General features: G+C 69.5%; 24 protein-coding genes. 14 read left to right on the forward strand and 10 right to left on the reverse strand.

The genetic code is table 11. From position 1 onward, the window contains the following. Nucleotides 1-202 precede the first annotated feature (202 nt). A complete protein-coding gene (locus D0T12_RS02155; protein ID WP_147339346.1) occupies nucleotides 203-1,012 on the forward strand; it encodes a DUF418 domain-containing protein in 810 nt (269 codons plus the stop codon). Nucleotide 1,013: 1 nt separating this feature from the next. Here the strand turns inward: D0T12_RS02155 and D0T12_RS02160 are convergent, their stop codons facing one another. Both D0T12_RS02160 and D0T12_RS02165 read right to left on the reverse strand, forming a co-directional pair. Then, entirely contained in the window at nucleotides 1,014-2,150 is a 1,137-nt protein-coding gene (locus tag D0T12_RS02160) for an ArsA family ATPase (RefSeq protein WP_117397530.1), read from the reverse strand. 61 nt (nucleotides 2,151-2,211) lie between these two features. Beyond that, complete coding sequence (locus tag D0T12_RS02165; protein WP_117397531.1) at nucleotides 2,212-3,207, reverse strand: ArsA-related P-loop ATPase; 996 nt, start codon at nucleotides 3,205-3,207, stop codon at nucleotides 2,212-2,214. 223 nt (nucleotides 3,208-3,430) lie between these two features. On the opposite strand from D0T12_RS02165, the gene D0T12_RS02170 reads away from it, so the two are divergent. Further along, on the forward strand, nucleotides 3,431-4,477 hold the full coding sequence (locus D0T12_RS02170) for a slipin family protein (RefSeq protein WP_117397532.1): 1,047 nt from the start codon (nucleotides 3,431-3,433) through the stop codon (nucleotides 4,475-4,477). Between the two features lie 49 nt (nucleotides 4,478-4,526). Here D0T12_RS02170 and D0T12_RS02175 read toward each other — a convergent pair whose 3' ends face one another. Then, nucleotides 4,527-5,795: an MFS transporter gene (locus tag D0T12_RS02175; RefSeq protein WP_117397533.1), complete on the reverse strand. Its 1,269-nt coding sequence runs from the start codon at nucleotides 5,793-5,795 to the stop codon at nucleotides 4,527-4,529. Between the two features lie 88 nt (nucleotides 5,796-5,883). Between D0T12_RS02175 and D0T12_RS02180 the strand changes: the two genes are divergently transcribed. Together D0T12_RS02180 and D0T12_RS02185 are read left to right on the forward strand one after the other, a co-directional pair. Next, entirely contained in the window at nucleotides 5,884-6,381 is a 498-nt protein-coding gene (locus tag D0T12_RS02180) for a MarR family winged helix-turn-helix transcriptional regulator (RefSeq protein ID WP_117397534.1), read from the forward strand. 417 nt (nucleotides 6,382-6,798) lie between these two features. Next, a complete protein-coding gene (locus D0T12_RS02185; protein WP_117397535.1) occupies nucleotides 6,799-7,623 on the forward strand; it encodes a LysR family transcriptional regulator in 825 nt (274 codons plus the stop codon). Nucleotides 7,624-7,632: 9 nt separating this feature from the next. On the opposite strand, the gene D0T12_RS02190 is transcribed toward D0T12_RS02185, so the two are convergent. Next, a complete protein-coding gene (locus D0T12_RS02190) occupies nucleotides 7,633-7,980 on the reverse strand; it encodes a peptidase inhibitor family I36 protein (RefSeq protein WP_117397536.1) in 348 nt (115 codons plus the stop codon). 279 nt (nucleotides 7,981-8,259) lie between these two features. Between D0T12_RS02190 and D0T12_RS02195 the strand changes: the two genes are divergently transcribed. The 4 genes from D0T12_RS02195 to D0T12_RS02210 all read left to right on the forward strand — a co-directional run bounded on the left by D0T12_RS02195 (nucleotide 8,260) and on the right by D0T12_RS02210 (nucleotide 11,061). Further along, on the forward strand, nucleotides 8,260-8,418 hold the full coding sequence (locus D0T12_RS02195; RefSeq protein ID WP_021591512.1) for a DUF4177 domain-containing protein: 159 nt from the start codon (nucleotides 8,260-8,262) through the stop codon (nucleotides 8,416-8,418). Nucleotides 8,419-8,451: 33 nt separating this feature from the next. Continuing rightward, nucleotides 8,452-8,913: a RidA family protein gene (locus D0T12_RS02200; protein ID WP_117397537.1), complete on the forward strand. Its 462-nt coding sequence runs from the start codon at nucleotides 8,452-8,454 to the stop codon at nucleotides 8,911-8,913. 538 nt (nucleotides 8,914-9,451) lie between these two features. Beyond that, the gene (locus D0T12_RS02205) at nucleotides 9,452-10,129 is read left to right on the forward strand and encodes an NUDIX hydrolase (protein WP_325050724.1); all 678 of its coding nucleotides are present in this window, start codon (nucleotides 9,452-9,454) and stop codon (nucleotides 10,127-10,129) included. Further along, complete coding sequence (locus D0T12_RS02210; RefSeq protein ID WP_117397538.1) at nucleotides 10,126-11,061, forward strand: MBL fold metallo-hydrolase; 936 nt, start codon at nucleotides 10,126-10,128, stop codon at nucleotides 11,059-11,061. Before D0T12_RS02205 ends, D0T12_RS02210 begins: the two co-directional genes overlap by 4 nt. Nucleotides 11,062-11,114: 53 nt before the next feature. Here D0T12_RS02210 and D0T12_RS02215 read toward each other — a convergent pair whose 3' ends face one another. Next, nucleotides 11,115-11,801: a Crp/Fnr family transcriptional regulator gene (locus D0T12_RS02215; RefSeq protein ID WP_117397539.1), complete on the reverse strand. Its 687-nt coding sequence runs from the start codon at nucleotides 11,799-11,801 to the stop codon at nucleotides 11,115-11,117. Between the two features lie 486 nt (nucleotides 11,802-12,287). Here D0T12_RS02215 and nth point away from each other — a divergent pair, with 486 nt between their 5' ends. The 3 genes from nth to D0T12_RS02230 all read left to right on the forward strand — a co-directional run bounded on the left by nth (nucleotide 12,288) and on the right by D0T12_RS02230 (nucleotide 15,118). Next, nucleotides 12,288-13,028, forward strand: a complete 741-nt coding sequence (gene nth, locus D0T12_RS02220) for an endonuclease III (protein ID WP_117397540.1) — start codon at nucleotides 12,288-12,290, stop codon at nucleotides 13,026-13,028. A gap of 133 nt (nucleotides 13,029-13,161) precedes the next feature. Next, a complete protein-coding gene (locus D0T12_RS02225) occupies nucleotides 13,162-13,743 on the forward strand; it encodes an NUDIX hydrolase (RefSeq protein WP_233525803.1) in 582 nt (193 codons plus the stop codon). Nucleotides 13,744-13,921: 178 nt separating this feature from the next. Next, on the forward strand, nucleotides 13,922-15,118 hold the full coding sequence (locus D0T12_RS02230; RefSeq protein ID WP_199487241.1) for a MarP family serine protease: 1,197 nt from the start codon (nucleotides 13,922-13,924) through the stop codon (nucleotides 15,116-15,118). Between the two features lie 12 nt (nucleotides 15,119-15,130). On the opposite strand, the gene D0T12_RS02235 is transcribed toward D0T12_RS02230, so the two are convergent. The 5 genes from D0T12_RS02235 to acs all read right to left on the reverse strand — a co-directional run bounded on the left by D0T12_RS02235 (nucleotide 15,131) and on the right by acs (nucleotide 20,716). After that, on the reverse strand, nucleotides 15,131-15,586 hold the full coding sequence (locus D0T12_RS02235) for a DUF309 domain-containing protein (RefSeq protein WP_117397542.1): 456 nt from the start codon (nucleotides 15,584-15,586) through the stop codon (nucleotides 15,131-15,133). Nucleotides 15,587-15,606: 20 nt separating this feature from the next. Then, nucleotides 15,607-16,530 carry an alpha/beta fold hydrolase gene (locus D0T12_RS02240; RefSeq protein WP_117397543.1) on the reverse strand — a complete coding sequence of 308 codons (924 nt, stop codon included), beginning with the start codon at nucleotides 16,528-16,530 and terminating at the stop codon, nucleotides 15,607-15,609. A 9-nt stretch (nucleotides 16,531-16,539) separates the two neighbouring features. Beyond that, nucleotides 16,540-16,971, reverse strand: coding sequence for a phage holin family protein (locus D0T12_RS02245; RefSeq protein WP_117397544.1), 432 nt, complete (start codon nucleotides 16,969-16,971; stop codon nucleotides 16,540-16,542). Between the two features lie 15 nt (nucleotides 16,972-16,986). Further along, nucleotides 16,987-18,225 carry a Na+/H+ antiporter NhaA gene (gene nhaA, locus D0T12_RS02250; protein ID WP_233525804.1) on the reverse strand — a complete coding sequence of 413 codons (1,239 nt, stop codon included), beginning with the start codon at nucleotides 18,223-18,225 and terminating at the stop codon, nucleotides 16,987-16,989. A 523-nt stretch (nucleotides 18,226-18,748) separates the two neighbouring features. Next, nucleotides 18,749-20,716, reverse strand: coding sequence for an acetate--CoA ligase (acs, locus tag D0T12_RS02260; RefSeq protein WP_117397547.1), 1,968 nt, complete (start codon nucleotides 20,714-20,716; stop codon nucleotides 18,749-18,751). Nucleotides 20,717-20,966: 250 nt separating this feature from the next. Between acs and D0T12_RS02265 the strand changes: the two genes are divergently transcribed. The 3 genes from D0T12_RS02265 to ssd all read left to right on the forward strand — a co-directional run bounded on the left by D0T12_RS02265 (nucleotide 20,967) and on the right by ssd (nucleotide 25,515). Next, on the forward strand, nucleotides 20,967-21,734 hold the full coding sequence (locus D0T12_RS02265) for a Fic family protein (protein ID WP_117397548.1): 768 nt from the start codon (nucleotides 20,967-20,969) through the stop codon (nucleotides 21,732-21,734). Between the two features lie 31 nt (nucleotides 21,735-21,765). Next, nucleotides 21,766-22,380 carry a pentapeptide repeat-containing protein gene (locus tag D0T12_RS02270; protein WP_117397549.1) on the forward strand — a complete coding sequence of 205 codons (615 nt, stop codon included), beginning with the start codon at nucleotides 21,766-21,768 and terminating at the stop codon, nucleotides 22,378-22,380. A 2,055-nt stretch (nucleotides 22,381-24,435) separates the two neighbouring features. Continuing rightward, on the forward strand, nucleotides 24,436-25,515 hold the full coding sequence (gene ssd / locus D0T12_RS02280) for a septum site-determining protein Ssd (RefSeq protein WP_117397550.1): 1,080 nt from the start codon (nucleotides 24,436-24,438) through the stop codon (nucleotides 25,513-25,515). Nucleotides 25,516-25,901 lie beyond the last annotated feature (386 nt).

Genomic DNA, 25,901 nt, shown 5'->3' on the forward strand with positions numbered 1-25,901 from the left:
GCGGGGGCGAGGTTGGGCGTGGTTTCGTGGGGTGTTGGCTGGGCTCTGGGAGGGGGTAGTGCCGACTTCGTCCCGAACCTCTGAGACGTCCGCTGGGCCTGAGACGGCGCGCCTCGTTGAGGTCGATGTGCTCCGCGGGTTCGCTCTTTTCGGCATCTCGATCGTGAACGCCGTTGGGCTCAGTGGGGTGTCCACGGGCGGGGTGGCGAACTGGGTCTACGAGACCCTGTTGCATCAGCGGTTCTTTCCTGTCTTCGCGTTTCTGTTCGGGGTTAGCTTTGGGCTGTTTCTCGATGTGGTACGGGAGAGAACGCGTCATCCGCGGCTGGTCGTGCTGGCTCGGTTGGGGTTTCTTGTGCCCTTCGGTGCGATGCATCGGGTGTTGCAGCCGGACGAAGTGTTGTTGACCTACGCGGTTGTCGGCATTGGCGTTCTTCTGCCTGCGTCGTTTTTGTCGCGACGTTTCGTGTTGGTGATCGGAGTCGTCGCCGAGATAGTCGCGGTGCTGGTCACAGGGGGTGGCAGCGTGTTGATCCCTGGCTTGTTCCTGCTGGGGTACGGTGCGGAGCGTTACGGGATTGGGAGGTTGTCGAGTCTTTCTGGGCGCGGACTCGCCTTGGGGGTGGGGGGTGTTTTTCTGGGGGCGATCGTTCTGAATGTCTGGCAGATCGGTGGTGGGGCGCGGCTTTCGGCGGTGGCGGGGTTGGTGACTGCGTCCGCCTATGTGGGGGCGGTTCTGGTGTTGTTGCGTTCGCGTGCTTGGGGTGTGCTGTTGAGACTTGCGCCAGCCGGACGGATGGCGTTGACCAATTATTTGGGGGCCACCGTTATGGTCGTGGCGGCGGATCATTTCCTGAGGCTCGGGACGGCGGCCGAGGTCATGGTCCTTGGTGTGTGCGTGTTCGTGGCCGAGGCGGCCTTCAGTTCGTGGTGGCTGCGCCATGCGCGGTACGGGCCCGCGGAGTGGGTGTGGCGTTGCCTCACCTGGTGGAGGGTCGTGCCGAACAGGTAGGTCAGGCGGCGAGGTCCTCGCCGACTCGGCGCAGGCCGTCCAGGTCGTGGACGTCCTCCGCCTGCGCGGCGACGGCCGTGACCGGGACGTTCGGGTGCGCCGACGCGAAATGCTCGCGGAGCCGTTCCTCGCGGGCGGAGCGTTGCAGCCGCTGGGTGTGGAGGCGCAGCAGGGCCGCGGTCAGCGTGTGTTCGCCGCGTTCCTCCAGGGTTTCGGCGGCGGCCTGGCCGCGGGCCGCGGAGAGCGTGTCGACGGCGGACTCGTGGACGCGGTTGACGACGAGTCCGGCGAGCGGCATGCGCTCCTCCGCGAGACGTTCCACGAAATAGGAGGCTTCGCGGAGCGCGTCCGGTTCCGGTGCGGCGACGACGAGGAACGCCGTGCCGGGCGTCTGGAGGAGCCGGAACGTCTTCTCGGCCCGTTCCCGGAACCCGCCGAACATCGTGTCGAACGCGGCGACGAACGTCTGGACGTCCCGGAGGAGCTGCACGCCGATGACCTTGTTGAGCACGCCCGTGACCATGCCGAAACCGGCGCTGATCACCTTGACGCCGAACCGTCCGCCGGTCTTGGCCGGGGTGGCGAGGATCCGCATGAAGCGGCCGTCGAGGAACCGGCCCATCCGCTCGGGCGCGTCCAGGAAATCGAGCGCGTTCCGGGACGGCGGAGTGTCCACGATGATCAGGTCCCAGGCGCCGGAGCGGTGCAGCTGGCCGAGCTTCTCCATCGCCATGTACTCCTGCGTCCCGGACAGGCTGGACGACAGCGACTGGTAGAACGGGTTGGCGAGGATCTGCTTGGCCCGGTCGGGGTCGGCGTGCGCTTCGACGATCTCGTCGAAGGTGCGCTTCATGTCGAGCATCATGGCGTGCAACTCGCCGTCGCCCTCGACCTCGATCTTGCGCGGGTTGTTGTCGAGCTCGGACAGGCCCATCGACTGGGCGAGCCGCCGGGCCGGGTCGACGGTGAGGACGACCACGTCACGGCCCCGTTCGGCGGCGCGGACACCGAGGGCCGCGGCCGTCGTCGTCTTGCCGACGCCACCGGAGCCGCAACACACGATGATCTTCGTGCGCGGGTCGTCGAGGAGCGCGTTCACGTCGAGAGCGGGCGGGGTCTTGCCGCCGGTCGGGCTCATCCGTTCGCCCCTTCCGTCGCGACACGGTCGTCGCCGGTCATGTACCTCCCGCTGTGCTCGGTCATGCGGCGCCCTGCGCGCGGAGGGCGGCGGCCAGGTCGTACAGGCCCGCGAGGTCCATGCCGTCCGACAGGAGCGGGAGGGTGTAGCGGGGACGGTCGATCGATTCGAGGCGTTCCTTCTCGCGCCGCTGGAGTGCGGTGCGGCGGGCGTGGTCGGCGGCCTCCGCGGCGAGGACCGCGGCGATCGACTCGGCGTCGTGTTCCAGACCGGCCGCCTTCACGCCACGGATGATCTCGTCCATGTCGAGGTCGCCGGACGCGGCGGCGGCGAGCGCGTCTTCGGGGAGGACGGGCGGGTGCTCCATGTTGACGATGACGCCGCCGATGGGCAGGCCCACCTCGGTGAGGTCACGGATGCCGTCCATCGTCTCCTGGACGGGCATCTCCTCGAGCATCGTGACGAAATGCACGGCCGTTTCGGGGCTGCGCACGACCTTCATCACGGTGTCGGCATGGTTGCGCACGGGCCCGACCTTGGCGAGGCCGGAGACTTCGTCGTTGACGTTCAGGAACTTGGTGATGCGGCCCGTGGGCGGCGCGTCCATGACGACGGCGTCGTAGACGAACGAGCCGTCCTTGTTCTTGCGCCGGACGGATTCGCTGGTCTTGCCGGTGAGGATCACGTCGCGTAGACCGGGCGCGATGGTGGTGACGAAGTCGACGACGCCGAGTCGGGTCATCGCCTTCCCGGCGCGTTTGAGGTTGTAGAACATTTCGAGGTACTCGAGAAGCGCCTCTTCGGTGTCGATGGCGAGCGCGTAGACGTCGCCGCCGTCCGGTGCGACGGCGACGCGCCGTTCCCCGTACGGCAGGGGCGGGCAGTCGAACAGCTGGGCGATGCCCTGGCGTCCCTCGACCTCGACGAGCAGGACCTTGCGGCCTCCGGCGGCCAACGCGAGGGCGAGTGCGGCGGCAACGGTGGTCTTCCCGGTTCCGCCTTTCCCGGTGACCACGTGGAGGCGTACGCCGTCCCAGTCGGTGTCTCTCGCGCTCACTCGATCGACCATATCGTTCACTCGACAAACACTTGAGAGTGCGCCCGTCCCGCTGCAAGTGATCCCAGACACGGTTCCGGCCACGATCGTTGGCGCGGGCACTGTCAATCGGCGTGCCCGCGCGGTTAGCTGGGAAACGTGAACCGTCCTCCGGGTGGTTCCGAGCTGTCGGGGCCTGGGCGCTCCCCGTGGTCCCGCCGATCACGAGAGAAAGGTGCCCGTGATGGAAGCGGTGGCCCTTGTCGTCTTGCTGATCGTCCTCGTCGGCGGGCTGATCGTCCTGACGTCTTCGATCCGCGTCGTCCAGCAGTACGAGCACGGCATCGTGTTCAGATTCGGCCAGGTGCAGCGGGGCGGGCAGTTGCGGCCCGGCGCGGTCCGCGAGCCCGGCATCACGGCGATCGTGCCGATCATCGAACGGATGCAGAAGGTCAGTCGGCAGACGGTCACGATGGGTGTTCCGGGCCAGGACGGCATCACCCAGGACAACGTGAGCGTCCGTGTGGACGCCGTCGTGTACTTCCGGGTGATCGATCCGGTGAAGGCGATCGTGAACGTCCAGAACTACGGGTACGCGGTCTCCCAGGTGGCGCAGACGTCGCTGCGGTCGGTCATCGGCCAGGCCGACATGCAGGAACTCCTCGGCGAGCGCGCGAAGATCAACACGCGGCTGCGGTCGATCATCGACGAGATCACCGAGGGGCCGTGGGGCATCCGGATCGAGATGGTCGAGATCAAGGACGTCTCGCTGCCGGAGGGCATGAAGCGGTCGATGGCCCGGCAGGCCGAGGCGGAGCGGGAGCGGCGTGCCCGCATCATCACCGCGGACGGCGAGTTCCAGGCGTCCAAGCGGCTCGCCGCCGCCGCGGAGATCATGTCGCAGGACCCGGCGGCCCTCCAGCTCCGGTTGTTGCAGACGGTCGTCGAGGTCTCCGCGGAGAAGAACAGCACGCTGGTCATGCCGCTGCCGGTGGAGGTGCTGCGGTTCTTCGACCGTGTCACGAGCGACACCGGTCGAGGCGATGCCGCGGGCAAGCAGGGCGGGCCGGGTCTCGGGGAGCGGCTCGCCAAGGCGGAGGAGGAACTGGCGAAGGCGGCGGAGGCCTCCGCCGCGCTGGAGTCCCCCGAGGACGTTCCGCCGGTCATCGGCCTGGACGAGCCGAAGCAGCGTGACGAGGCACCGGCCGTGCGGGATCGGTCGTCCGACGACCGGCCCGGCATCACGGGCGGCGACCCCCAGCCCGGCGACCCACCGACCGCCGCTCCCTGATGCGGTGACCGGGAACCTTGCCTGACGGTTGGCAAGGCCGCCCCCGCTGTTACTGGGCGGGCTCGGTACCAGGGGTCTTGAGGAGCGCCGGGGGCTCTGGCGTGGGCATGGTCAGTCGGCGGACGCCCGGCACCGCGGCCGTGCCCAGGCAGGACGCGGCGACCAGGAACGCGGAGACCGTCAGCGGCACGGCCGTTCCCCACGCCGACGCCGCCAACGGCGCGAGCGCGTAGCCGAGTGGTGCCGCCGCTAGGGAGAGCAGCCAGTCGTAGGACGTCACCCGGGCCAGCGCGTGCTGCGGAATGGTCAGCTGGACGACCGTCTGCCACGTCGGGTTGAGGACGCCGAGCCCGGCGAGCGCCAGCCCGTACGAGCCGATGACCAGCGGCGCGGGCGCGGGGACGGCCAGCAGGGCGAGCGGCAGGGCGAAGATCGCGAGGCCCAGGTTCGCGACGAGGACCGGGCGGCGCAGGTGGATGCGGGACGCCAGCAGCGACCCGGCGACGAGCCCGACGGCGCCGACCTGGACGGTCGCGATCCATGTCTCCTCGCCGCCGAGGTGTTCGATCGCGATGGCCGGTCCGAGGGTGAGGAGGACGGCGGACGCGCCGTTCCAGACGCCGTGGGCGATCAGGCTCGTCCAGTACCAGTCGCGCGTCCGGACCTCCGTCCAGCCTTCGGCCATGTCGCGTGTGAGTCGCTGGAACGCGCCGGTCCGGCCGTCCGGGAGGTCCGGCTGCGGCACGTGCCGGACGCGCGTCGCCGCGAGCAGGGCGCCGCTGGCGGCGAACGTGGCGGCGTCGAGCACGAACGTCCAGCCGGGGCCGATGGTGAGCACGAACGTTCCGGCGAGGGCGGGACCGGCGAGCCGGGCGGCGCCGGTGGCGGCGCCGAGGAGGGAGTTGGCCTTCTGTAACCCGGACGGTTCCACGGTTCCGGCGACCAGCGGCGAGATCGTCGGGGTCTGGAACGCCGAGGCGGTGCCGCCGATCGCCTGGGTGACGGCGAGGTGCCACAGCTCGGGATCTCCGCGGAGGAGTTCGATCCCGGCGACGAGCTGGGCGGCGCATCCGACGATGTCGGTGACCAGCGCGACGCGGCGCGCGTTGAGGCGGTCCGCGGCGACACCGCCGAGTGGAAGGAGGAGCACGCGGGGAACCATCGCGCAGGCGAGGACCAGGGCCAGCGCGGAGGCGGACCCGGTCGCGCGCAGCACGGCGAGGGCGAGCGCGGCCGGAACCGCGGCCTCGCCGGTCAGGGACAGGACGCGGGCGCCGTACAGCAACCGGAAGTCCCGACCGCGCAGTGGATGGGCCATACCGGGTGAATCTAGTTCGTCACCGAATTAATCGTCAACGAAATACTCGGTGTCGAAGTAATGGGGAGCGGTCGCTACGATCGCGGTCATGGGCGACACGGCACGGGACCGGACGGACGAACATGTGGAGCGGTGGACGCCGATCCTGCCCGGCCTCGACCCCGACATCGAGGGCGCCGTCACCCGGATGGTCAAACTCGTCGAACACCTCAAGCACGTCCGTGACCGTTCCCTTGTGGCCTCAGACCTGCAACGACACGAGTACGACACGCTCCACGCGCTCGCCGGACGGCACGGCTCCGCCACACCCTCGCAACTCGCCGCCGACCTCGGCATGGCCCCGAACTCGATCACCGGGCGGCTGGACGGGCTGGAACGCCGCGGGTTCGTCCGCCGGACGCCGTCCGCCACCGACCGCCGCAGGATCGTCGTCGAACTCACCGACGAGGGGCGGGGCGTGTGGCTCGCCGCCATGGGCGGTGTGGGGCACGAGGAGTACCGGCTGCTCGGCGTCCTCAACGCGAACGAGCGCCGCGTCCTCTCCGACTTGCTCCGCCGCGTCATGCTCCGCGCCGAGAACTCTTGACCCTGGGTCCGCCCGACGTGTGCGCTCGGGCGAGGTCGCCCGGCTGCTCGGCGTCCTTCAACGCGGACGGGCGCCGCGTCCTGTCTGGTCTGCTCCGCTCCGTCATGGTTCGCGCCGTGCGGTCTTGACCCCTGGCTAAACGAGCACGTCCGCGCTGTGCCGGTCCGCGTTCTGACCCTCGGCCTGTCGCCCGCGCACGGCGCCGCCGTCCTTCGGATCGTTGACGTCCGGGCGTATGTCCGGGTGGTGGCCTCCAGAACGTGGGAGGCGAAGAGGAAGATCAAGGTTGGTGGAAGCCCGCCCGGTCGCCGGGGTGTTGCGGCCCGGGGCGTGAGGGACGGCCACCGGAGGTCATGGTGGAAGACGTGGCGACGCCGACCGCGGCGCAGTTGCAGGCGTTCCTGATGCTGGCGCGCCGTGGTCGAGCGGACCAGCCGGTCGGTCGCCCTCACACCGGCGGGGCAGGCGTCGCTGGTCGAGGCGCGCACGGTGGTCGACGGCCTGTCGCGGTTGGGGCGCGTGGCGCGGGCGCACGCGCGTGTGGTGAGCGCTCACGTCGTCATCGGCACCGTCGGCGCCGAGGGGGCGATGCCGCACGTCCACGCGGTCCTGACCGAACTCAGGCGGCGCAGCCCGGACTTGCAGGTGGAACTGCGACTGCTGAACCTGATCGAGCACCACCGCTCCCTGGAGCGGGCCGAGGTCGACCTGGCGTTCTGCCGCCCCCCGGCGCCCGACGGCATCCGCACCCTCCAACTTGCGACCGAACCCCGGGTGGCGTGCGTGCCGATCGGGGACCCGCTGGCCGAACGGAACGCCGTCACACTGGCGGATCTCGCCGGACGCGCCGTCGTGTCGGCCCCCGACGCCTGCCCCGAGGTGTGGCGGGACTTCTGGGCGGTCGATCCATGGCCGGACGGGTCACCGGTGGTGGACGGGCCGGTCGCCCAGGACGTGGAGTCGATCCTGGCGACGGTCGCGCAGGGACGGGGATCGCGTTCATGCCGGAGGCAGCGCGCCGGTTCTTCCCCCGACCAGGTGTCGCGTACGTCGATGTCGTTGGTCTGTCGCCGTGCACGTCGGCGCTGGTGTGGTCGTCGTCGCGAGGGAACGAACCGCATGTCCTGGCCGTCCGGCAGGCGGCGCGGATGGTGGCGTACCGACCGCTTGCCGCAGCGAACCCGGGCCCCGCCCCGCGGGGCGGGGCCCGGGTCCGGTAAAGCGGTCACCCCCAGGGGATGACGGTGACCGTTATCGGCATCGCCACACGATGAAGCTTTCCGCCCGGTCGTTGAAGCCGGGGAGGGTGCTGTGCACTTCGTCGTAGCCGATCGTGTAGGTGGCCCCGGTCCAGTCGTCGTTGTCATAGAGCCGGACGCAGAAGTCGAACGAGTTGTTCATCGCCGAAGAGATCTCGTTGTCGCCGTTCCACCAGTCGATCTGGTATCTCCCCGGAACCGCCGTATGGCTGACGTACCGGTCACCGCGGTAGAGGGCGTCCTCGAACATGCAGATTTCGTTCCATCCACACCACTCTCCCGCCGAAGCCGGTGCGGACAGCCCGACTACGCCGAGCGGCACCATGGCGACCAGTGCCATGGCGGCCTTCAATACTCGTTGCCTCTCCTTGTACCCCGTTTTCCGGCAATGGCCGTGCAGAAGTCGGGGCGTAGCCGGATTTGTCGCTTCGACTCTGCGCAGCGGATATGTGAAGATCAACAAAACGGCGATGCTGTCTCGAGCCGCATCGATAGCGATCCGTGCATCGCTGCGGCCGAAGGACGCGCGGGGGCCGGGAACCGGTCGAGTCCGCGCCTGTCGGGGCGTACGGGCGGGTTCCAGAGGGACGTGGCTGGGTCGATCGCTAAGGTGAGGCCCATGAAGAAGTGGGAGTACGCGACCGTTCCGTTGCTGGTGCACGCGACCAAGCAGATTCTTGACAACTGGGGCCAGGACGGGTGGGAGCTCGTGACCGTCCTGCCGGGGCCGAATCCTGAGAATCTCGTGGCTTACTTCAAGCGCGAAGTGCAGTCCTGAACCGATCGAGCAGCGCTTTCACGAGGAGTGGTCATGAGCACGCCTGAAGAACGAATCCGCGAACTGGGGCTTGAGCTGCCCGAGCCCGTTCCGCCGGTCGCGTCGTACGTCCCGACGGCGCGGACGGGGTCGCTCGTCTACACGTCCGGGCAGGTCCCGGTGGTCAAGGGTGAGCTGGCGGTCACCGGAAAGGTGGGCGCGGAGGTCGACGCGGAGGAGGCGGCCCGGCAGGCGCGCATCTGCGCCCTGAACGCGATCGCGGCGCTCAAGGCCGAGGTCGGCGAGCTGTCCAGGGTCGCGCGGATCGTCAAGGTCGTCGGCTTCGTCGCCAGCGCGCCGGACTTCCACGGGCAGCCTCAGGTGATCAACGGTGCGAGCGATCTGCTGGTCGAGGTGTTCGGGGACGCGGGCAAGCACGCACGCAGCGCCGTGGGCGTCGCCGTCCTGCCACTCAACGCCCCAGTCGAGGTAGAGCTGATCGCCGAGATCGCCTGACCCCCGGCGGCCCAACGCCGCGGCGTCCACAATGCCGGGCCAGACGCTCGGCCGGAACGCTCGGCGGGACGCCGGGCCGAGGCACTAGGTCAGGACAGCAGGGCGTTGTGGAGTACGCGCTGACGCCGCTGGGTGAGCGCGTCATCCCGTTGATCCAGTCGATGCTGCACTGGGCGAATCACCACATGAGCGAGGTCCATGCCGCCCGTGAGCGTCACGATGCGCGGTCACCGAAGGCGGCCCCAGATCGGTGACCGGGACGGCCGGGGCGGCTCAGGCAGGTCGGGCGGCACCCGGGCCGTGCGGGCGGGGTTGACGGAATGACGTTCGGTGTGTCCGAATGGGCCGCCGGGAGTGCCGTTTCGGATGGGGTGAAGTGAACGGGCGCAAGTTGCCGGAGTCGTTCCGGGGCCGGGTCGAGGACCTCCGGTCGGGCAGGATCGAGCCCGTTCCCGCGCGTCCCGCGGCCACCGTCGCCGTACTTCGCGATCACCAGAGGCATGGGCTGCAGGCATTCTTGCTACGCCGTGTCCGGTCCATGGCGTTCGCGCCCGGCATGTACGTGTTCCCCGGCGGCGCGGTCGATCCGCGGGACGGGGAGGCGGACCTCGCGTGGTCCGGTCCGTCGCCGGCCGTGTGGGGCGAGGCGCTCAACGCGGACGAGACGCTCGCCCGCGAACTGGTGTGCGCGGCCGTCCGGGAGACGTTCGAGGAGACGCTCGTGCTGCTCGCCGGGCCGACCGCGCGGACGGTCGTGGCGGACACGCGCGGTGAGGGCTGGGAGGCCGACCGCCGGGCACTGCTGGATCGCTCCCGGTCGTTCGGCGGGTTCCTCGACCGGCGCGGCCTCGTCCTCCGTTCGGACCTGCTGCGGCCGTGGGCGCACTGGATCACCCCGAAGATCGAGACGAAGCGCTACGACACCCGTTTCTTCGTCGCCGCGATGCCGGAGGGGCAGCGGGCCAGGGACGTCAGCACGGAGGCGGACCGGGTGGCGTGGGTGCGTCCGGCGGAGGCCGTCGAACGGGCCCTCGACGGCGCGTGGCCGATGTTGCCGCCGACGCTCGCGACGCTGGCCGATCTCGCCGAGTTCGAGACGGTCGCGGACGTGCTCGCCGCGTCCCGTGAGATCGTCGCCCACGAGCCCACCGCCGAGATCATCGACGGCGAGGCGTACCTCGTGCTCCCCGAGTCGGCGGCGCGGCACTACCGATGAGCCGTCGGGACCCGGTGTCCAGGGCCGCGCTGCGGTGGCTGGCGGGGACGTCGGCGCTGCGGCGTCTCGACCGTTTCCGCTGGAACCCGGTCCGTCACCCGGATCGGGCCTCGGGCAGGATGGGTGGCATGTCGGAGATCGACGGGATGGGCACCGAGCGGGCGACGTGCGTACTCGCCCCGAACCCGTCCGCCATGACCCTGGACGGCACCAACACCTGGATCATCGCCGAGCCCGGCTCGGACGAGGCCGTCGTCGTCGATCCGGGCCCCAAGGACGGCAAGCATCTCAGGCGCGTCCTGGAGACGGTCGAGGCCCAGGGACGCCGGGTCGGCCTGGTTCTGCTGACGCACGGCCATCCCGACCATTCGGCCGGGGCCGGAAAGTTCGCGCGGCTCGCGGGCGGTTCGGTGCAGGTCCGGGCGCTCGACCCCCGGCACCGGCTCGGTGACGAAGGGCTCGGCGAGGGCGACGTGATCACCCTGGGCGGCCTGGAGTTGCGGATCATGGAGACGCCCGGTCACAGCGACGACTCGCTGACGTTCTGGCTTCCGGCGGACGGCGCCGTCCTCACCGGAGACACGGTCCTCGGGTACGGGACGACCGTCCTGGAGGGGAGCCTCGGCGACTATCTCGCCTCGCTCGACCGGCTCCGCGCGTTCGCCGCCGATGTCGAGGCCGCGACGATCCTCCCCGGTCACGGGCCGAAGCTGGACGATCCGATCGCCGTCCTCGACCACTACATCGATCATCGCCGCGAGCGTCTCGCCCAGGTGGAGGCGGCCGTCGCCGCGGGTGCGCGCACGGCGCGGGAGGTCGTCGAACGCGTGTACGCGGACGTCGACAGGTCCCTGTGGGGGGCGGCCGAGTGGTCCGTCCAGGCGCAGCTCGACTATCTGAACGAACGCCGGGGGCCACACGACGCTGTGTGACGCGGGCGCGGCGGCGGCCCGATGGTCAACCGGGGATCAAACGGGACGTACGGTCACTTGGAGCGCTTGCGGAGGCGCTCGATGTCGAGGATCACGACGGCGCGGGCCTCGATCCGCAGCCAGTTGCGCTGGGCGAAGTCGGCGAGCGCCTTGTTGACCGTCTCGCGGGACGCGCCGACGAGCTGCGCCAGCTCCTCCTGCGTGAGGTCGTGATGCACGTGCAGACCCGCCTCGGACGGCTGCCCGAACCGTTCCGCCAGGTCGAGAAGCGCCTTGGCGACACGCCCCGGCACGTCGGTGAACACCAGGTCGGCCATGACGTCGTTGGTCTTGCGCAACCGCTGCGCCAGCGCACGTAGGAGCTGGACGGCGACCTCCGGGTGTCCCGTCAGCCAGGGCCGCAGGTCGTCGTGGCCGAGCCCGGCCAGGCGGCACTCGGTCACCGCGATGGCGCTCGCGGTGCGCGGACGCGGGTCGAACAGCGACAGCTCGCCGAACATCTCGCTCGGCCCGAGCACGCTCAGCAGGTTCTCCCGGCCGTCCGGGGCCGTCCTGGTCAGCTTGATCTTCCCTTCGAGGACGACGTAGAGCCGGTCCCCGGTCTCGCCCTCGTTGAAGAGCGTCTGACCGCGGGCGAGCCGCACCTCGGCCACGTTGGCGCGCAGCGCCTTGGCGCCCTGCTCGTCGAGGGCTTCGAAGAGCGGGGCTCTGCTCAGAACGTCCACGTCGCGATCGGTCACGCTTCTTCCTCCTCGAACACCGACATGCCTAGTGTGACGTACGTCCCACCGCGTACGTGAAGGCAGGGTCACGGCGCGCCGAAACGAAAGACCGGGCTTACCGTCCTCCCCGGGGCCGCCGCGGTCCCGTTCGCCCAGTGTACGGACCATTGGGTGAATGCCATCACACCGGTCTCAACACCTGTTACCGGACGTCCCGGGCAAGTATCGGCCGTGCCGTAATTTGATCAGATGTCCGGGATTGCTCCGGGCCCGTTCCCCAGGGGCGAACACGCGCCGTCACGCGGAGTCGAGGGGTCCTGTCACGGCCGGGGGAGGGTTCGTCCGCCTTCCTTGAAGTGTGGTCATGCTCACGTTGCGTGATATTGGAGTCGAACGGAACGGGTCGCGACCTCGTGGGTCCCAAGGAGCAGGCGACGGCCCGGGACGGCCCGAGATGGCTCGAGAGAAGCCGGACGGCCCCGGTGAGGCCTTAGGCTGGCCGGTATGGCGACGGAGGCGTCCGCGAGGCCGCGAGCCCGGAAATGGCAGAACGAGACGCGGTTGGGGCTCGTGCGGCGGGCCCGCCGGATCAACCGGATCCTGGCCGAGACGTACCCGGACGCGCACTGCGAACTGAACTTCGGTACACCGTTCCAGCTTCTCGTCGCGACCGTCCTGTCGGCGCAGACCACGGACGTGCGGGTGAACCTGACCACCCCCGCGCTGTTCGCCAAATACCCCACGCCGGAGGACCTGGCCGCCGCCAACCCGGAAGAGGTCGAGGAGATCCTCAAACCCACCGGGTTCTTCCGCGCCAAGACCAAGTCGGTCATGGGGCTGTCCGCGGCACTGCGCGACCGGTTCGACGGTGAGGTTCCAGGGCGGCTCGAAGACCTCGTCACCCTGCCCGGTGTTGGACGTAAGACGGCCAACGTCGTTCTGGGCAACGCGTTCGACGTCCCTGGAATCACCGTCGACACGCATTTCGGACGTCTCGCCCGACGTTTCGCGTGGACGTCCGAAGAGGACCCCGTGAAGGTCGAACAGGAGATCGGCACGCTCATCCCGCGCAAGGACTGGACGATCCTGTCCCACCGGCTGATCTGGCACGGTCGCCGCATCTGCCACGCCCGCCGTCCGGCCTGTGGAGCGTGCCCGGTCGCCCGCCTCTGCCCCTCCTTCGGCGAAGGGCCGACGGACGAGGAGACGGCCCGCAAGCTCGTCAAACCGGGGCCCTTCTCATGACCCGCGCCTCCGGGCCTGCGGGAAGGAACACGGACGTACCGGAGTTGGGACGGACGTGACCGACATCTCCCCTATCGGCCCTCCCTGGTTGGCCCGTTTCCAGGTGGAAGGGCCCCGGATGACGGCGCCGCCGATGACCGAGCCGACCCCGGGCGCCCGCGCCGCGGCCGTCCTGATCCTCTTCGGTGAGGGACCGGACGGCCCCGACATCCTGCTCACCCAGCGGGCCGCCACCCTGAACAAGCACGCCGGACAGCCCGCGTTCCCCGGCGGCCGCATCGACCCGGGCGACGACGGCCCGGTCGGCGCCGCGCTCCGTGAGGCGTGGGAGGAGGCCGGGGTCGAACCGTCCGGCGTGGACGTCCTGTGCATGCTGCCCGAGCTGTACCTGTCGCACAGCGAACACCGGGTCACGCCCGTCGCCGCCTGGTGGCGCGAACCGTCGGAGATCGCACCCGGGCACCCTGGAGAGGTCGAGGCGGTGGCGCGCGTCCCTATCGCCGAGCTCGTCGATCCGAGCAACCGGGTGATGGTCCGGCACACGACCGGGCTCAGGTTGGGGCCCGCGTTCCGCGTCCGTGACATGTTCGTGTGGGGGTTCACGGCGGCGCTGCTCACCCGCGTCCTGGACGCCGGAGGGTGGAACCGACCCTGGAACACCGACCGCGTCGAAGAACTCCCGCAGGACATCGTGAACCTCGCCGTACGCGACTGACGGCCTCCACCGCGTGGTCGCATGACCGACGACGCGTCCGACCGCAGGTCAGACGGCCACCCTCATCCAGAACGACGACGCGGACGGAACGGCATCACACCAGACGGCTACCCAACACGCCCCAATCTGGTACATCGAGGGGACGTTAAGCGGCGTCGCGGCACAGTACGGTGAAGCGGTGCTGCACGACCACGTTCTCGATCTCATATTGCTCGTGCTCGTCGTGCTGTTCGGAGTCTCGGGCTACCGGCAGGGCTTCATCGTGAGCCTGCTCAGCTTCGTCGGCTTCGTCGGCGGAGGCGTCGCCGGGGTGCTGATCGCCCCACCGATCGCGGAGGCCGCGGTGGACGGCGCCGCGCAACAGGCACTGCTCGCCATCGTGATCGCGTTCCTGGCCGCCACCCTGGGGCAACTCGTCGCCTCCTCGCTCGGCGCCGTCCTGCGCAACCGTGTGACGGGGATGAGCGCGCGCACGGTGGACGCGGTCGGCGGAACCCTCGTCAGCGCCCTGTCGCTGCTGATCGTCGCCTGGTTCTTCGGGAGCCTGGTCGCCAACTCCGAGTTCAAGCCCGTCCGGACGCAGGTCAAGGGCTCCTCGATCATCAACGGCATCGACGACGTGATGCCCACGCAGGCCCAGACCTGGTTCACGTCCTTCCAGGGCTTCGTGAAGAGCAGCGACTTCCCGCAGGTCTTCAACGGGCTCGGCGGCGAGTCGGTGGTGCAGGTGCCGCCGCCGGACGAGTCCGTGCTGAACACGCGGGGGCTGCGGGCCGCCCGCGCCAGCATCGTGAAGATCGTCAGCACGGCGCCGCAGTGCCAGCGCCGGATCGAGGGCACCGGGTTCGTGTTCGCGCCGCAGCACATCATGACCAACGCGCACGTCGTCGCCGGTGCCCGCGGCCAGTCCAGCGTCGCCACCGTGGAGGGAGAGACCGGCCGCGGACGGGTCGTCCTGTACGACCCGAAGCGCGACGTGGCGGTCCTGTACGTGCCGGGGCTGGACGCGCCGCCGCTGAAGTTCGCCGACGAGGCCCGCGTCCGCGACAGCGCGATCATCGCCGGGTTCCCGAAGAACCAGCCGTTCACGCCTGGGGCCGCCCGCATCCGCGCCCGGCAGACGGCGCGCGGCCCGGACATCTACCACTCCGGCCAGGTCACCCGCGAGATCTACGCCATCCGTGGCAAGGTCGAGCCCGGTAACTCGGGCGGGCCGTTGCTGTCTACTGACGGCCGGGTCTACGGCGTCATTTTCGCTGCGGCGCTGGACACCCCGTCCACGGGGTACGCGCTCACTGCCGACGAGGTCGCCCCTGATGTGCGTGCGGGCGCGAAGGCCACCGAACCGGTGTCCACACAGAGGTGCTCCGACTGAGCTGGCCCCGCGTCAGCCGTGCGTTAGCCGGAACGTGATGGGACCGCTAGCGGGAGCGTTGGCCGCCAGGTCGCGTGCGCGTTCGACGATCCCCTGGACGTCTACACCGTGCGGAGGGGCGGATTCGTACGGGACGAGACGTTCGGCGGCGCGACTGAGGAGCGCTTCGGCGCCGCGCGTGTTTCCTCGACGGAGATGGGTCACCCCTACTGCGACCTGCGCCAGACCCCTCCAGAGTTCCCGTTCGGGCTCCGGAGCGGCCTTCCAGACCGCTTCCAGTACCTCGTGCGCATGAAACGGTCGGTCGGCGTCCAGGAGCCGCTGTGCTTCTACCAGGGCCTCTTCCGGGGGCATGTCGAGGTCGTCCGGCATCGTGGGTATACCGGACGTGCCGTGGGGCAGTGGACGGCCGTAGGCGTCCCTGGGCCGTGCGTTGCGTGGGCGTCCAGACTCGTCCCGATCGCGCATGCTTCAAACGTACGTCGTAGTCAGCGTTCGGGTTCGGGATCGGAGAGCCAACCGAGGAGTTGGGCGTCGAACGCGTCGGGACGTTCCTGGTGCGGGAAGTGACCGGCCCCGTCGATGAGCTTCCAGCGGTAAGGAGCCGACACGTAACGTCCGGAGCCTTGGGCGCTGGCGGGGAGTGTGCACGTGTCCAGCGCGCCGTGCAGTTGGAGTGTCGGCACCTGGATGGTGGCGCGCATACGGTGCGCGTAGCGGATGCCGTCCGGGCGGGCCTGTGACCGGAACAACCAACGGTGATACTCAAGCGCGCTGTGCGCCGCCCCGGGGATCTGGACGGCCTTCCGGACGAGCCGCTCGGTGCGTTCGTCCGGCCATCCCTGGGCTGACCAGTCGTGCAGGAGTTTCCCCACGAGGGCGGCGTCGTCCCGGACGAGGCGCCGTTCCGGCCACAGCGGCACCTGGAAACCGAACGTGTGGCGCGCCGCCCAGCCCTGCCCACGCGGATCACCGGCGAAGGACTGGCGCAGCCGCAGCGGATGCGGGGCGCTCACCACCGCCAGCCGCTGGACGACCTTCGAGTGGTAGACGCCCATCGTCCAGGCCAGCAGCCCGCCCCAGTCGTGCCCGACCACGATCGCGTTGGCCTCGCCGAGCGCCCGGACGAGCCCGGCCGCGTCCCCCGCCAGCGTGACCAGGTCGTACCCGCGCGGCGGCTTGTCGCTCCCGCCGTATCCACGCAGGTCCACGGCGGCCGCGCGGTAGCCCGCCGCGGGCAGCGACACCAGCTGGTTGTGCCACGACCACCAGAACTCCGGGAAGCCGTGCAGCAGCAGGACCAGCGGCCCCTCACCGGCCTCGGCGACGTGGAACCGCGTCCCCCCGGCGCTGACCTGCCGGTGGGTCCACGGCCCTTCGACCTCGACCAGGGACGCGTCGTGCCCCGACATGGCGTCCGGTCACTCCGTCAGCTCGGGGACGTCGGAGTCACCGCGGCGCCGCAACTTCGACAGGTCGCCCTTCAGCGACTTCCGGGTACGTTTCGCCCCTTCGATCTTCTTGATGATGCGTTTCGCGACGAGCATCAACACGAGCGCGAGAATCACGTACACGACCGCGACGCTGAGGAACGCGGCCCACCGCCACAAACCCAGTCCGATCAGCCCGTACGCCAACGAGATCGACAGCAGAATGACGACGATTCCGCCCATCACCGCGGCGATGGTGAACATCACGCTGCTGACGGCGGCCTTCTTGGCGTCGGCCTTGAGCTCGACCTTCGCCAGCTCCATCTCCAGCTTGATGGAGGCGGAGACGTCGCTCAACGCCAGCGCGACCAGCTCACCGACAGACTTGTCCTCGACGCGCTCCTCCGGTACTACCTCGGACATATCGCTGCTTCTCCTTTAGTCCGGGCCCGCACGCAGACGCGCCCTTCTCCGGAAGACGACGGCCGCGGCCGCCGAGGCGAGAACGCTCGCGATCAGGACCGCAGTCGTCACTCTCTCGAATTGTGACGGGTCGGTATAGGCCAAACCGCCGATCAGCAGCGAAACGGTGAAACCCACCCCGGCGAGCAGCGCGACCCCCGCGATCTCATGCCAGTGCAGGTCCTCCCCGAGCGTGGCCCATCCCAGCCGCACGGCCGCCCACGCGCCGCCGAAGACCCCCACGAACTTACCGACGACCAGACCGGCGATCACACCGAGGGCCACCCGGTCCTGGAACACGTCCCCCAACTGGGAAACGCCGAGCCCGACGCCCGCCGAGACGAACGCGAAGACCGGTACGCACACGCCCGCCGAGAACGGACGGAGCGCATGGTCGGCGCGTTCCGCGTTCGTGGGTCGTCCGTCCGGGGCCTCCTTCGAACTGGTGAGCATTCCCAGCGCCACGCCCGCTACGGTCGCGTGAACACCGCTCCGCTGGAGGCAGTACCAGGCAAGAACGGCGAGCGGCACGTAAATCCAGGGGGATCGGACGTTCCTGTACTGCAACAGCCCGTACACGGCGATGAGGACCACTCCGAGGGCGAGCGGCGTCCAGTGCATCTCATCGGTGTAGAACAACGCGATGATGGTGATGGCGATCAGGTCGTCCACCACTGCGAGCGTCAGCAGGAACGCGCGCAGGGGAGGCGGACACGCCGTGAACGTCACTGCCAGCACCGCCAACGCGAACGCGATGTCCGTCGCCGTCGGCACCGCCCAGCCGCGTCCCGCGCCCGTCTCGCCCGCGCTCACCACAAGGAAGATCAACGCCGGGGCGGCCACTCCGGCGACGGCGGCGAGCACCGGCAACGCCGCGTCCTTCGCGTGGCGCAACTCCCCGTGCGTCAGCTCCTCGCGCAGCTCCAGCCCGGCGATGAAGAAGAACACCACGAGCAGGCCGCTGGACGCCCAGTGCTGGACGTCCATGTGCCCGAGGTGCAGCCAGTGCGGACTGATCTCGAACGTCTGGAGCTTCTTGTAGGCGTCCGCCCAGGGCGTGTTCGCCCACACGAGCGCCGCGACCGCGGCGAGCAACATGACCACGCCGCCGATCGTCTCCGTGCGCAACGCCATGGCGACCTGCGTGCCGTAGCGGACGGTCGGACGAAACGGCCACGTCGCGGCGACGCGGCGCCGCACAGGAGGGCGCGTCATGGGTGACTCCCGGGAGGTGGCGAACGGTCAGGTCCAAGCCCGGCCCGCCATGCGCGACGGACCCGGCGTTGCCGACCAGACTTCCCGGCGCACCACTTCAGACCCTACCTGCACAATCGCTGCCGGTTATAGGGCGACACCTCCTGAGTGGGCGATTTCACCAGCCCCGGCCCCCGGCCGAACACTCCCATTCCCGCGCCCCGGTCCCGCGCTCCGCCTAGCGCTCTCGGTCCTGCTGCAACCGGGCGTGGTGTGACCGGGCGTGGTGTGACCGGGCGTGGTGTGACCGGGCGTGGTGTGACCGGGCGTGGTGTGACCGGGCGTGGTGTTACCGGGCGTGGTGTGACCGGGCGTGGTGTGACCGGGCGTGGTGTGACCGGGCGTGGTGTGACCGGGCGTGGTGTGACCGGGCGTGGTGTGACCGGGCGTGGTGTGACCGGTCATGCGACGGTTGGGCAGCTGGGGCCGGTCATGCGACGGCCCGCGTCCGGTGCGTGCCGGGCGCGGGCCGTCCTCGCGAGGGTCAGTCCTCGGACTTGGCGCTCGGAAGTTTCTCCGAGATCAGGTCCATGACCGTGCTGTCGGCGAGCGTCGTGACGTCGCCGATGCTGCGGTTCTCGGCGACGTCCCGCAGCAGACGCCGCATGATCTTGCCGGAGCGGGTCTTGGGCAGCTCCGGCACGATCATGATCTGGCGGGGCTTGGCGATCGGGCCGAGCGTCTTGGCGACATGGTCGCGCAGCTCCCGCAGGAACTCCTCGCCCTCCACGTCCCCGCCGGCGTCCCCGCGCGGGATGACGAACGCGACGATGGCCTGCCCGGTGACCGGGTCCGTCGCGCCGACCACCGCCGACTCGGCGACCTTCGGGTGCGCGACCAGTGCCGACTCCACCTCCGTCGTGGAGATGTTGTGACCGGACACGAGCATGACGTCGTCGACGCGGCCGAGCAGCCACATGTCGCCGTCCTCGTCCTTCTTCGCGCCGTCACCGGCGAAGTACAGGCCGTCGAAGCGCGACCAGTAGGTCTTGACGTAGCGCTCGTCGTCGCCCCAGATCGTGCGGAGCATGCTCGGCCAGGGCTCCCGGACCACCATGAACCCACCGCCGCCGTTCGGGACGGACCGGCCCTGGTCGTCCACCACGTCCGCGGCGATGCCCGGCAGTGGACGCATCGCCGCGCCCGGCTTGCCCTCCGTCACACCCGGCAGCGGACTGATCATGATGGCGCCGGTCTCCGTCTGCCACCACGTGTCGACCACCGGCGTCTTGTCGCCGCCGATGTGCTTCCGGTACCAGACGTACGCCTCCGGGTTGATCGGCTCACCGACCGAGCCCAGCACGCGCAGAGACGACAGGTCGTACTGAGCCGGGATGTCGTCGCCCCACTTCATGAAGGTGCGGATCGCCGTGGGCGCGGTGTAGAAGATGGTCACCTTGTACTTCTGGATGACGTCCCACCAGCGTCCCTTGTTGGGGGTGTCGGGCGTCCCCTCGTAGATGACGCTGGTCGCGCCGTTGGCGAGCGGCCCGTACACGATGTAGGAGTGGCCGGTCACCCAGCCGATGTCGGCCGAACACCAGTAGACGTCCGTCTCCGGCTTCAGATCGAACACCGCGTAGTGCGTGTACGCGCACTGGGTCAGGTAGCCGCCCGTGGTGTGCAGGATGCCCTTCGGCTTACCCGTCGTCCCGGACGTGTACAGGATGTACAGCGGGTGCTCGGAGTCCATCGGTTCGGCCGTGTGCTGGTCACTCTGCCGGTCGACGACGTCGCTCCACCACAGATCACGGTCGTTCTCGGCGACCGGCTCACCCGTGCGACGGACGACGAGGACATGCTCGATCGTCGGCGTCTGTGCGACGGCCTCGTCGACGATGCCCTTCAGGTCGGACGGCTTGCCGCGCCGGAACCCGCCGTCAGCGGTGATCACGAGCTTGGCCTGCGCGTCGTCGATCCGGGTGCGGAGCGCCTCGGCCGAGAACCCGCCGAACACGACCGAGTGGGTCGCGCCGATACGGGCGCACGCCAGCATCGAGATCGGCAGCTCCGGAATCATCGGCAGGTAGATCGCGACCCGGTCGCCCTTGCGGACACCCAGCTCCAGCAAGGCGTTGGCGGCCTTGTTCACCTCACGCTGGAGGTCGGCGTAGGTAAGGGTACGGGAGTCGCCCGGCTCACCCTCCCAGTGGTAGGCGACCTTGGCCCCGCGTCCCGCCTCGACATGACGGTCGACACAGTTGTAGGCGACGTTCAGTTCGCCACCCACGAACCACTTGGCGAAGGGGGGATTGCTCCAGTCGAGGACTTCGTCCCAACGTTTCGTCCAGGACAGCCGGTCCGCCTGCTCCGCCCAGAACCCCAGGCGATCCTCGGACGCTCGCTCGTACGCCTCGGCCTTGACATTGGCCGACGCGGCGAGTTCTGCGGGCGGGGCGAAGCGGCGCGTCTCCTGCAGCAGGTTCGACAGTGTCTCTTGGCTCTGGCTCAACGCGAATACTCCTTGGTAGCGGAAGCGGGGGTCGCCCGGTATCCCCACTTCACCAGGAAGGTCCGCTGTCCCACAAGGCCGCGGTACCGGAAGTCACGGATGAGCGCGACCTGCGCGGACGACCGTCGATGGTGTCGTGTGACGCCCGACACAGCAGACCTTCCCGATATCTGGTCAGGGAATCGCTTCCGTTTTACGTGCCCGCATACCCTCTCGTCCACGCTGGCGACCCACCGCGTAGGGTCGGCCCGTGACCGATGCCCTTGCTGACGTGGCGAACCTGCGCGGTGTGTCCGGCGCCGTCGACGACGCGCGTTCCGCTGTGGATCGACTTCTCGGGCACCGCGTTCTGCGTCGACGTAGTGCCGAAGTGTCCACGGAGTCGGCGCTGCGAGGTGCCCGAGCCTCGGCCGTCCTCGAAGGAGTCTCCGTCACGTTGGACGAACTGCGTGCCACGGAACACCCGTCCGACCCGGTCGTCCAGGGGTCCCTGCGGGTATCGGCAGAACTGGGGACCTTGACCGAGACATGGCGAAAAGCGCCCAGGCAGGCCCTCGCACGGCTCCACGTCCTCGCGGCAGCGGACGCGGTCGATAGCGCAGTACTCGGACGTCCGCGCGACCACAGCCTCGATGACGCGCCTGAGCCGTCCGACGTGGCCGCCCGCCTGGACGTGCTCAGCACCCTGCTGACCACACCGACGAAGGCACCCGCGCTAGTGGTCGCGGCCGTCGTACACGGCGAACTGCTGACCCTGCGTCCGTTCGGCTGGGGGGACGGGCTCATCGCACGGGCCGCACAGCGGCTCACGCTCATCGCCCGTGGACTCGACCCCAAATCGCTGGTCGCCCCAGAAGTAGGACACCTGGAACTCTCCGAGGAGTACGCCGAAGCGCTCCGCTCCTACGCGTCCGGCACTTCGGAGGGCGTCGCCCGGTGGATCGGGCACTGCTCCGACGCGGTGGCAGCTGCGGCACGGGACTCGCAGGCCATCTGCGAGGCGTTCATGCGCGGCTGAGGCTGTCAGTGGTCTCCTGCATGCTGGGCGGATGGCCGAACGCAAAGCCTCACCCACCGAGACCACCATCGCTTCGGCGAACTGGGATTCGCGCGACCTGACGGGTGAAGAGCACGAACGTGTCCTGTTCGTGGACGTGGACATGACCGAGGCCAGTGGCGTCGGCGCCGTCTTCACCGACTGCACGTTCCGTGGTGTTCGCTTCAACGCGTCCACCCACACCGACGCGGCGTTCGTGAACTGCGCCTTCGTCCGCTGCGGGTTCTTCGACGCCACCTTCACCGGATGCAAGCTCGTCGGCAGCATGTTCGACGGCTGCACGTACGACCTGCTGAAGGTGAAGGGCGGCGACTGGTCGTTCACCGGCCTGCCCGGGGCCGACCTCCGCCGTGCGTCGTTCACGGACGTCCGCATGCGCGAAACGGACCTCACCGGCGCGCGATGCGCGGGCGCCGAGTTCCGCGACGTCGATCTGTCCGGCTCCTGGCTTCACCAGGCCGACTTCTCCGGCTGCGACCTCCGCGGAAGCGACATCTCGTCGCTGGACCCGCACACCACCGATCTGAAGCGTACGGTGATCGACACATATCAGGCGGTTGTCCTGGCGACGGCCCTGGGTCTGGACGTCCGCGACCGGGCATCCTGAACAAGCGAACGGCGTCCCACTGCCGGGACGCCGCCGCAGAGCACGTCATACCGGGTTACCAAGCGTGCACCTCATATCCGTCGGACCGGGTCAAGCCCGTCTCGACGCGCCTCCCGCGGCTGGTCGCGCGTGGGTGCCCGGCTGCCGTGCGCGGACACGTGGTCCGTATGACCTGTCTACGCCTCATTTGCCCAGTTGACAAGCCCTTGTTCGGGAAACTCGTCCGTCCGACGAGTACCGCCCCGAGCACCGCACTCGCGGCAGCCTGGGAGGGAACACGCTATTCCGGACTAACCGGAACTACGTGATGCTTCCGGAATTGATCACTCACTGTGATCGTTTCCATTGGAAAGGACTGATCCGACGGTGTAGCCGGAAAGATCTTTAGTTCTCCTGTACGCTCCCACTCCTGTTCTGATGTACTCCATGTGCTGGGGATCGGGGTTGCCCCGTCGAGGGCGGGACGGTGCCTGAGGCACCGACTCGCCACGTGTCGAAGGGATCGTCCCAACCAGATGAGAAAAATCGTCACCTGGCGGGCGACTTTGCGCCTCGACGGAACTATCAACGATCGGGCAGCATATGTTGTATCTGCCTAGACTGGAGGCAGTGAGTTTGCCTCTCCTTAGGGCAGACTTGTGTCCGGCATACCGAACTCCCTGAGACTTTCTTGGGAAAGCGGCCCGGCTCTACCCCCCCGGAGCCGGACCGCCTGGCGACCCCCGCTCTCCCCCCCGGCGGGGGTCGCCCAGTCTTCACCGGTCGGGCGGTGGCGCCCCAACGCCACCGCCCGACCACACCACGCTCCGCACGTCCCCGAGCGCCAACCCGCCGCCGCGCCCTGAACGTGCAGACACCCCTGAGACGACCCCGAACATGGGCAGTCCCATACCCTCCTCCGACACGAACCCCCCAACTCCGCCACCCTGAACAGGCCACCCCACCGAACCCCAACGGCAACCCCCCCGCCGCCCCCTCAACCTGAACGCGAACAACACCTCCCACACCACGCCCCCTGCCGGGTAGTTGTCTCGCGACGAACCTGCGGGAGGCGAGCGTCTCCGCCATGTCGCGGACGCCGTCCAGGCGCCCTGTCCGTCGTCGACGACGCGGGTGACGAGGCCGATGCCGTGGTCGGCGTCGATTGGCTCGCCGAGCAGGATCATTTCTTTGGCGCGGGCGGGTCCGATGCCCCCGCCGTTGGGTTCCGCCGCTGCCCGGCATCACGCCGGTTCTCACACTCGCTCAACGACCCGGTCCCGGCTACCGCTCATACCGGAGACCGGCGGTAGTGCACTGCGACCCCTCAGGCTGAGACGCGAACACATTCCCCCCGACGCCTCCAACGTCGCCTCCCCGCTGCAGCCCGCCTGACTCCCGCTCCCACTGGAGACCAGCCTTGCGACATGTCAGGCTGGTCCGCGAACAACGCCCCCATCAGTAACGCGACCAACGTCACCGCGACGCTCTTCTTGCTCCTCAGCGTCGCTGAACGGCCCGCCCTTGGCTCCGCTTCCACTGGAGATCAGCCGTGAGTTCCGGGGACACGCCAGGCTGAGACGCGAACAACACCCACCTCCCAATGCCTCCAACGTCACCACCGCGCTCCCTTCGGTCGCTCCACGGTCTGCCCCGGCTTCCGCTCCCGCCGGAGAGCGGCGGTGAATCCTTGCGACACGTCAGGCTGAGACGCGAACGACGCCCAAGTCAGCGACGCCGCCACCGTTAACAAGGCCGCCAGCGTCGACATCGCCTCCCCTGCTGCTCCCGTATTCGCTCACCGGCCCACCTCCCGAGTTCCGCCCCCACCGTCCGAGGAGGTCTGAGGCTGCCCCCTCGCCCGAGCAGTGCGGCAGCGCATGGACGTGCCATCGCGCCGAACGACCGTTCCCGACCCGCGACTCGGCCCGGTCCGAGGGGAACAAGCCCGCCGAGTCCCTGATCAGCAGGTCACGTGCCGCCCGGGGCGAAGTTATCCACAATTCGCCGAAGGACTTCAGGGCCGACGCCTGGGACCGCAAGGTGGAGACCTCCGAACGTCGAAGGAGCATCCCGATGAACCTCGCGGCACTGATCGTCACCGGCGACTCCGCGCTCGCCGACGGCCTGCTCCGTCTCGCGGCCGCCGCCGACGCCCACGCGGAGGTCGCCTACGGCGCCGATGAGGCGAGAGCCGCCTGGACGTGGCCCGCCCTCATCCTCGTCGGCGCCGACGTGGCCGAGGACGTGGCGTCCGCCGACCTCCAGCGCCGACCGGGCCTCGTCCTGGTCACGGCTTCAGCGGCCACACCCGACACGTTCCGCTTGGCGGTGGAGGCCGGTGCGCAGGACGTCGCGACCCTTCCCGACCACGAAGACTGGCTGATCAACGCCTTCGCGACCGCCAGCGAACCCGAAAGCGGCTGGGCGACGACCCTGTGCGTCGTCGGTTCCCGAGGCGGCGCGGGCGCCAGCGTCCTCGCGACCGCGCTCGGCCTGGCCGCCGCCGGGCAAGGCCTGCGCACACTCCTCGTGGACGCCGACCCCTTCGGCGGAGGCGTCGACCTCATGCTCGGGCTGGAGAAGCACGAGGGCGTCCGCTGGCCCGACCTGGCCGAGCGGCGGGGACGGCTCAACACCGCCACCCTGCGCGAGGCGCTGCCGCGATCCGGCGACCTGTCGGTCCTGTCCTGGCTGCGCGGTGAACCCGTCCCCGTCTCCTACGAGGCGGCCCGGTCCCTCTTCGACGCCGCCGTGCGCGGCTTCGACCTGGTCGTCGTGGACGTCCCCCGCTACCCCGACGACCTCGGCCGCGCCGCCCTGCGCTCCGCCGACACGACATTCCTCCTCGTCCCGGCCGAGGTCCGCGCGACCGTAGCCGCCGACGGCCTCGCCACCGCCCTCCGCCGCCACACCACCGACCTGCGCCTCGTCGTCCAGGGCCCGGCCCCGGGCGGGCTGACGCCCGACGCGGTCGTGCAGGCGCTCGACCTCCCGTCCGCAGGCGCGTTCGAACGCGACCGCCGCCTCCCCGCCGCCATCGACGAGGGCGGCCTCGAACGGGCCTGCCGCCGAGGCCCCCTCACCGAGTTCTGCACCGAGATCCTCGCCGACCTCGCCCTCCAGCCGTACGCGTACCGCGAGGAGGCCGCCTAATGCCTACCGAACAGGCCCCGAGCTCCTGGTCCGCAGCGCGGCGCAGTCGGCCCATGGACTTGGCTCGCGAGATGCGCCGCAACGGGCATCCACGCCCTGATTCCCATCCTCCTCATTTGCACTGGCGTCCTCGCCGACTTGGACCTCCGGCCAGTACGCCTACCGCGAAGGGGCCGCCGACAAGCCCCGACGTCCTGGCCACCGGACCTCTAGCCACTCCCAGCGCAGCGCAAACGGCCCTCGACCTTTGCGCGCGAGACCCTACGCAGCAGGCATCCACATCCCGACTCTGGTGCTCCTCGGTTGCACCGGCGTTCTCGCCGACTTCGATCTCCGGCCGGTGCGCCCACTGTGAAGGGGCCGCCGACAAGCCCCGACGTCCTGGC

The organism is Actinomadura spongiicola, from assembly GCF_003432485.1.
Lineage (GTDB): Bacteria > Actinomycetota > Actinomycetes > Streptosporangiales > Streptosporangiaceae > Spirillospora > Spirillospora spongiicola.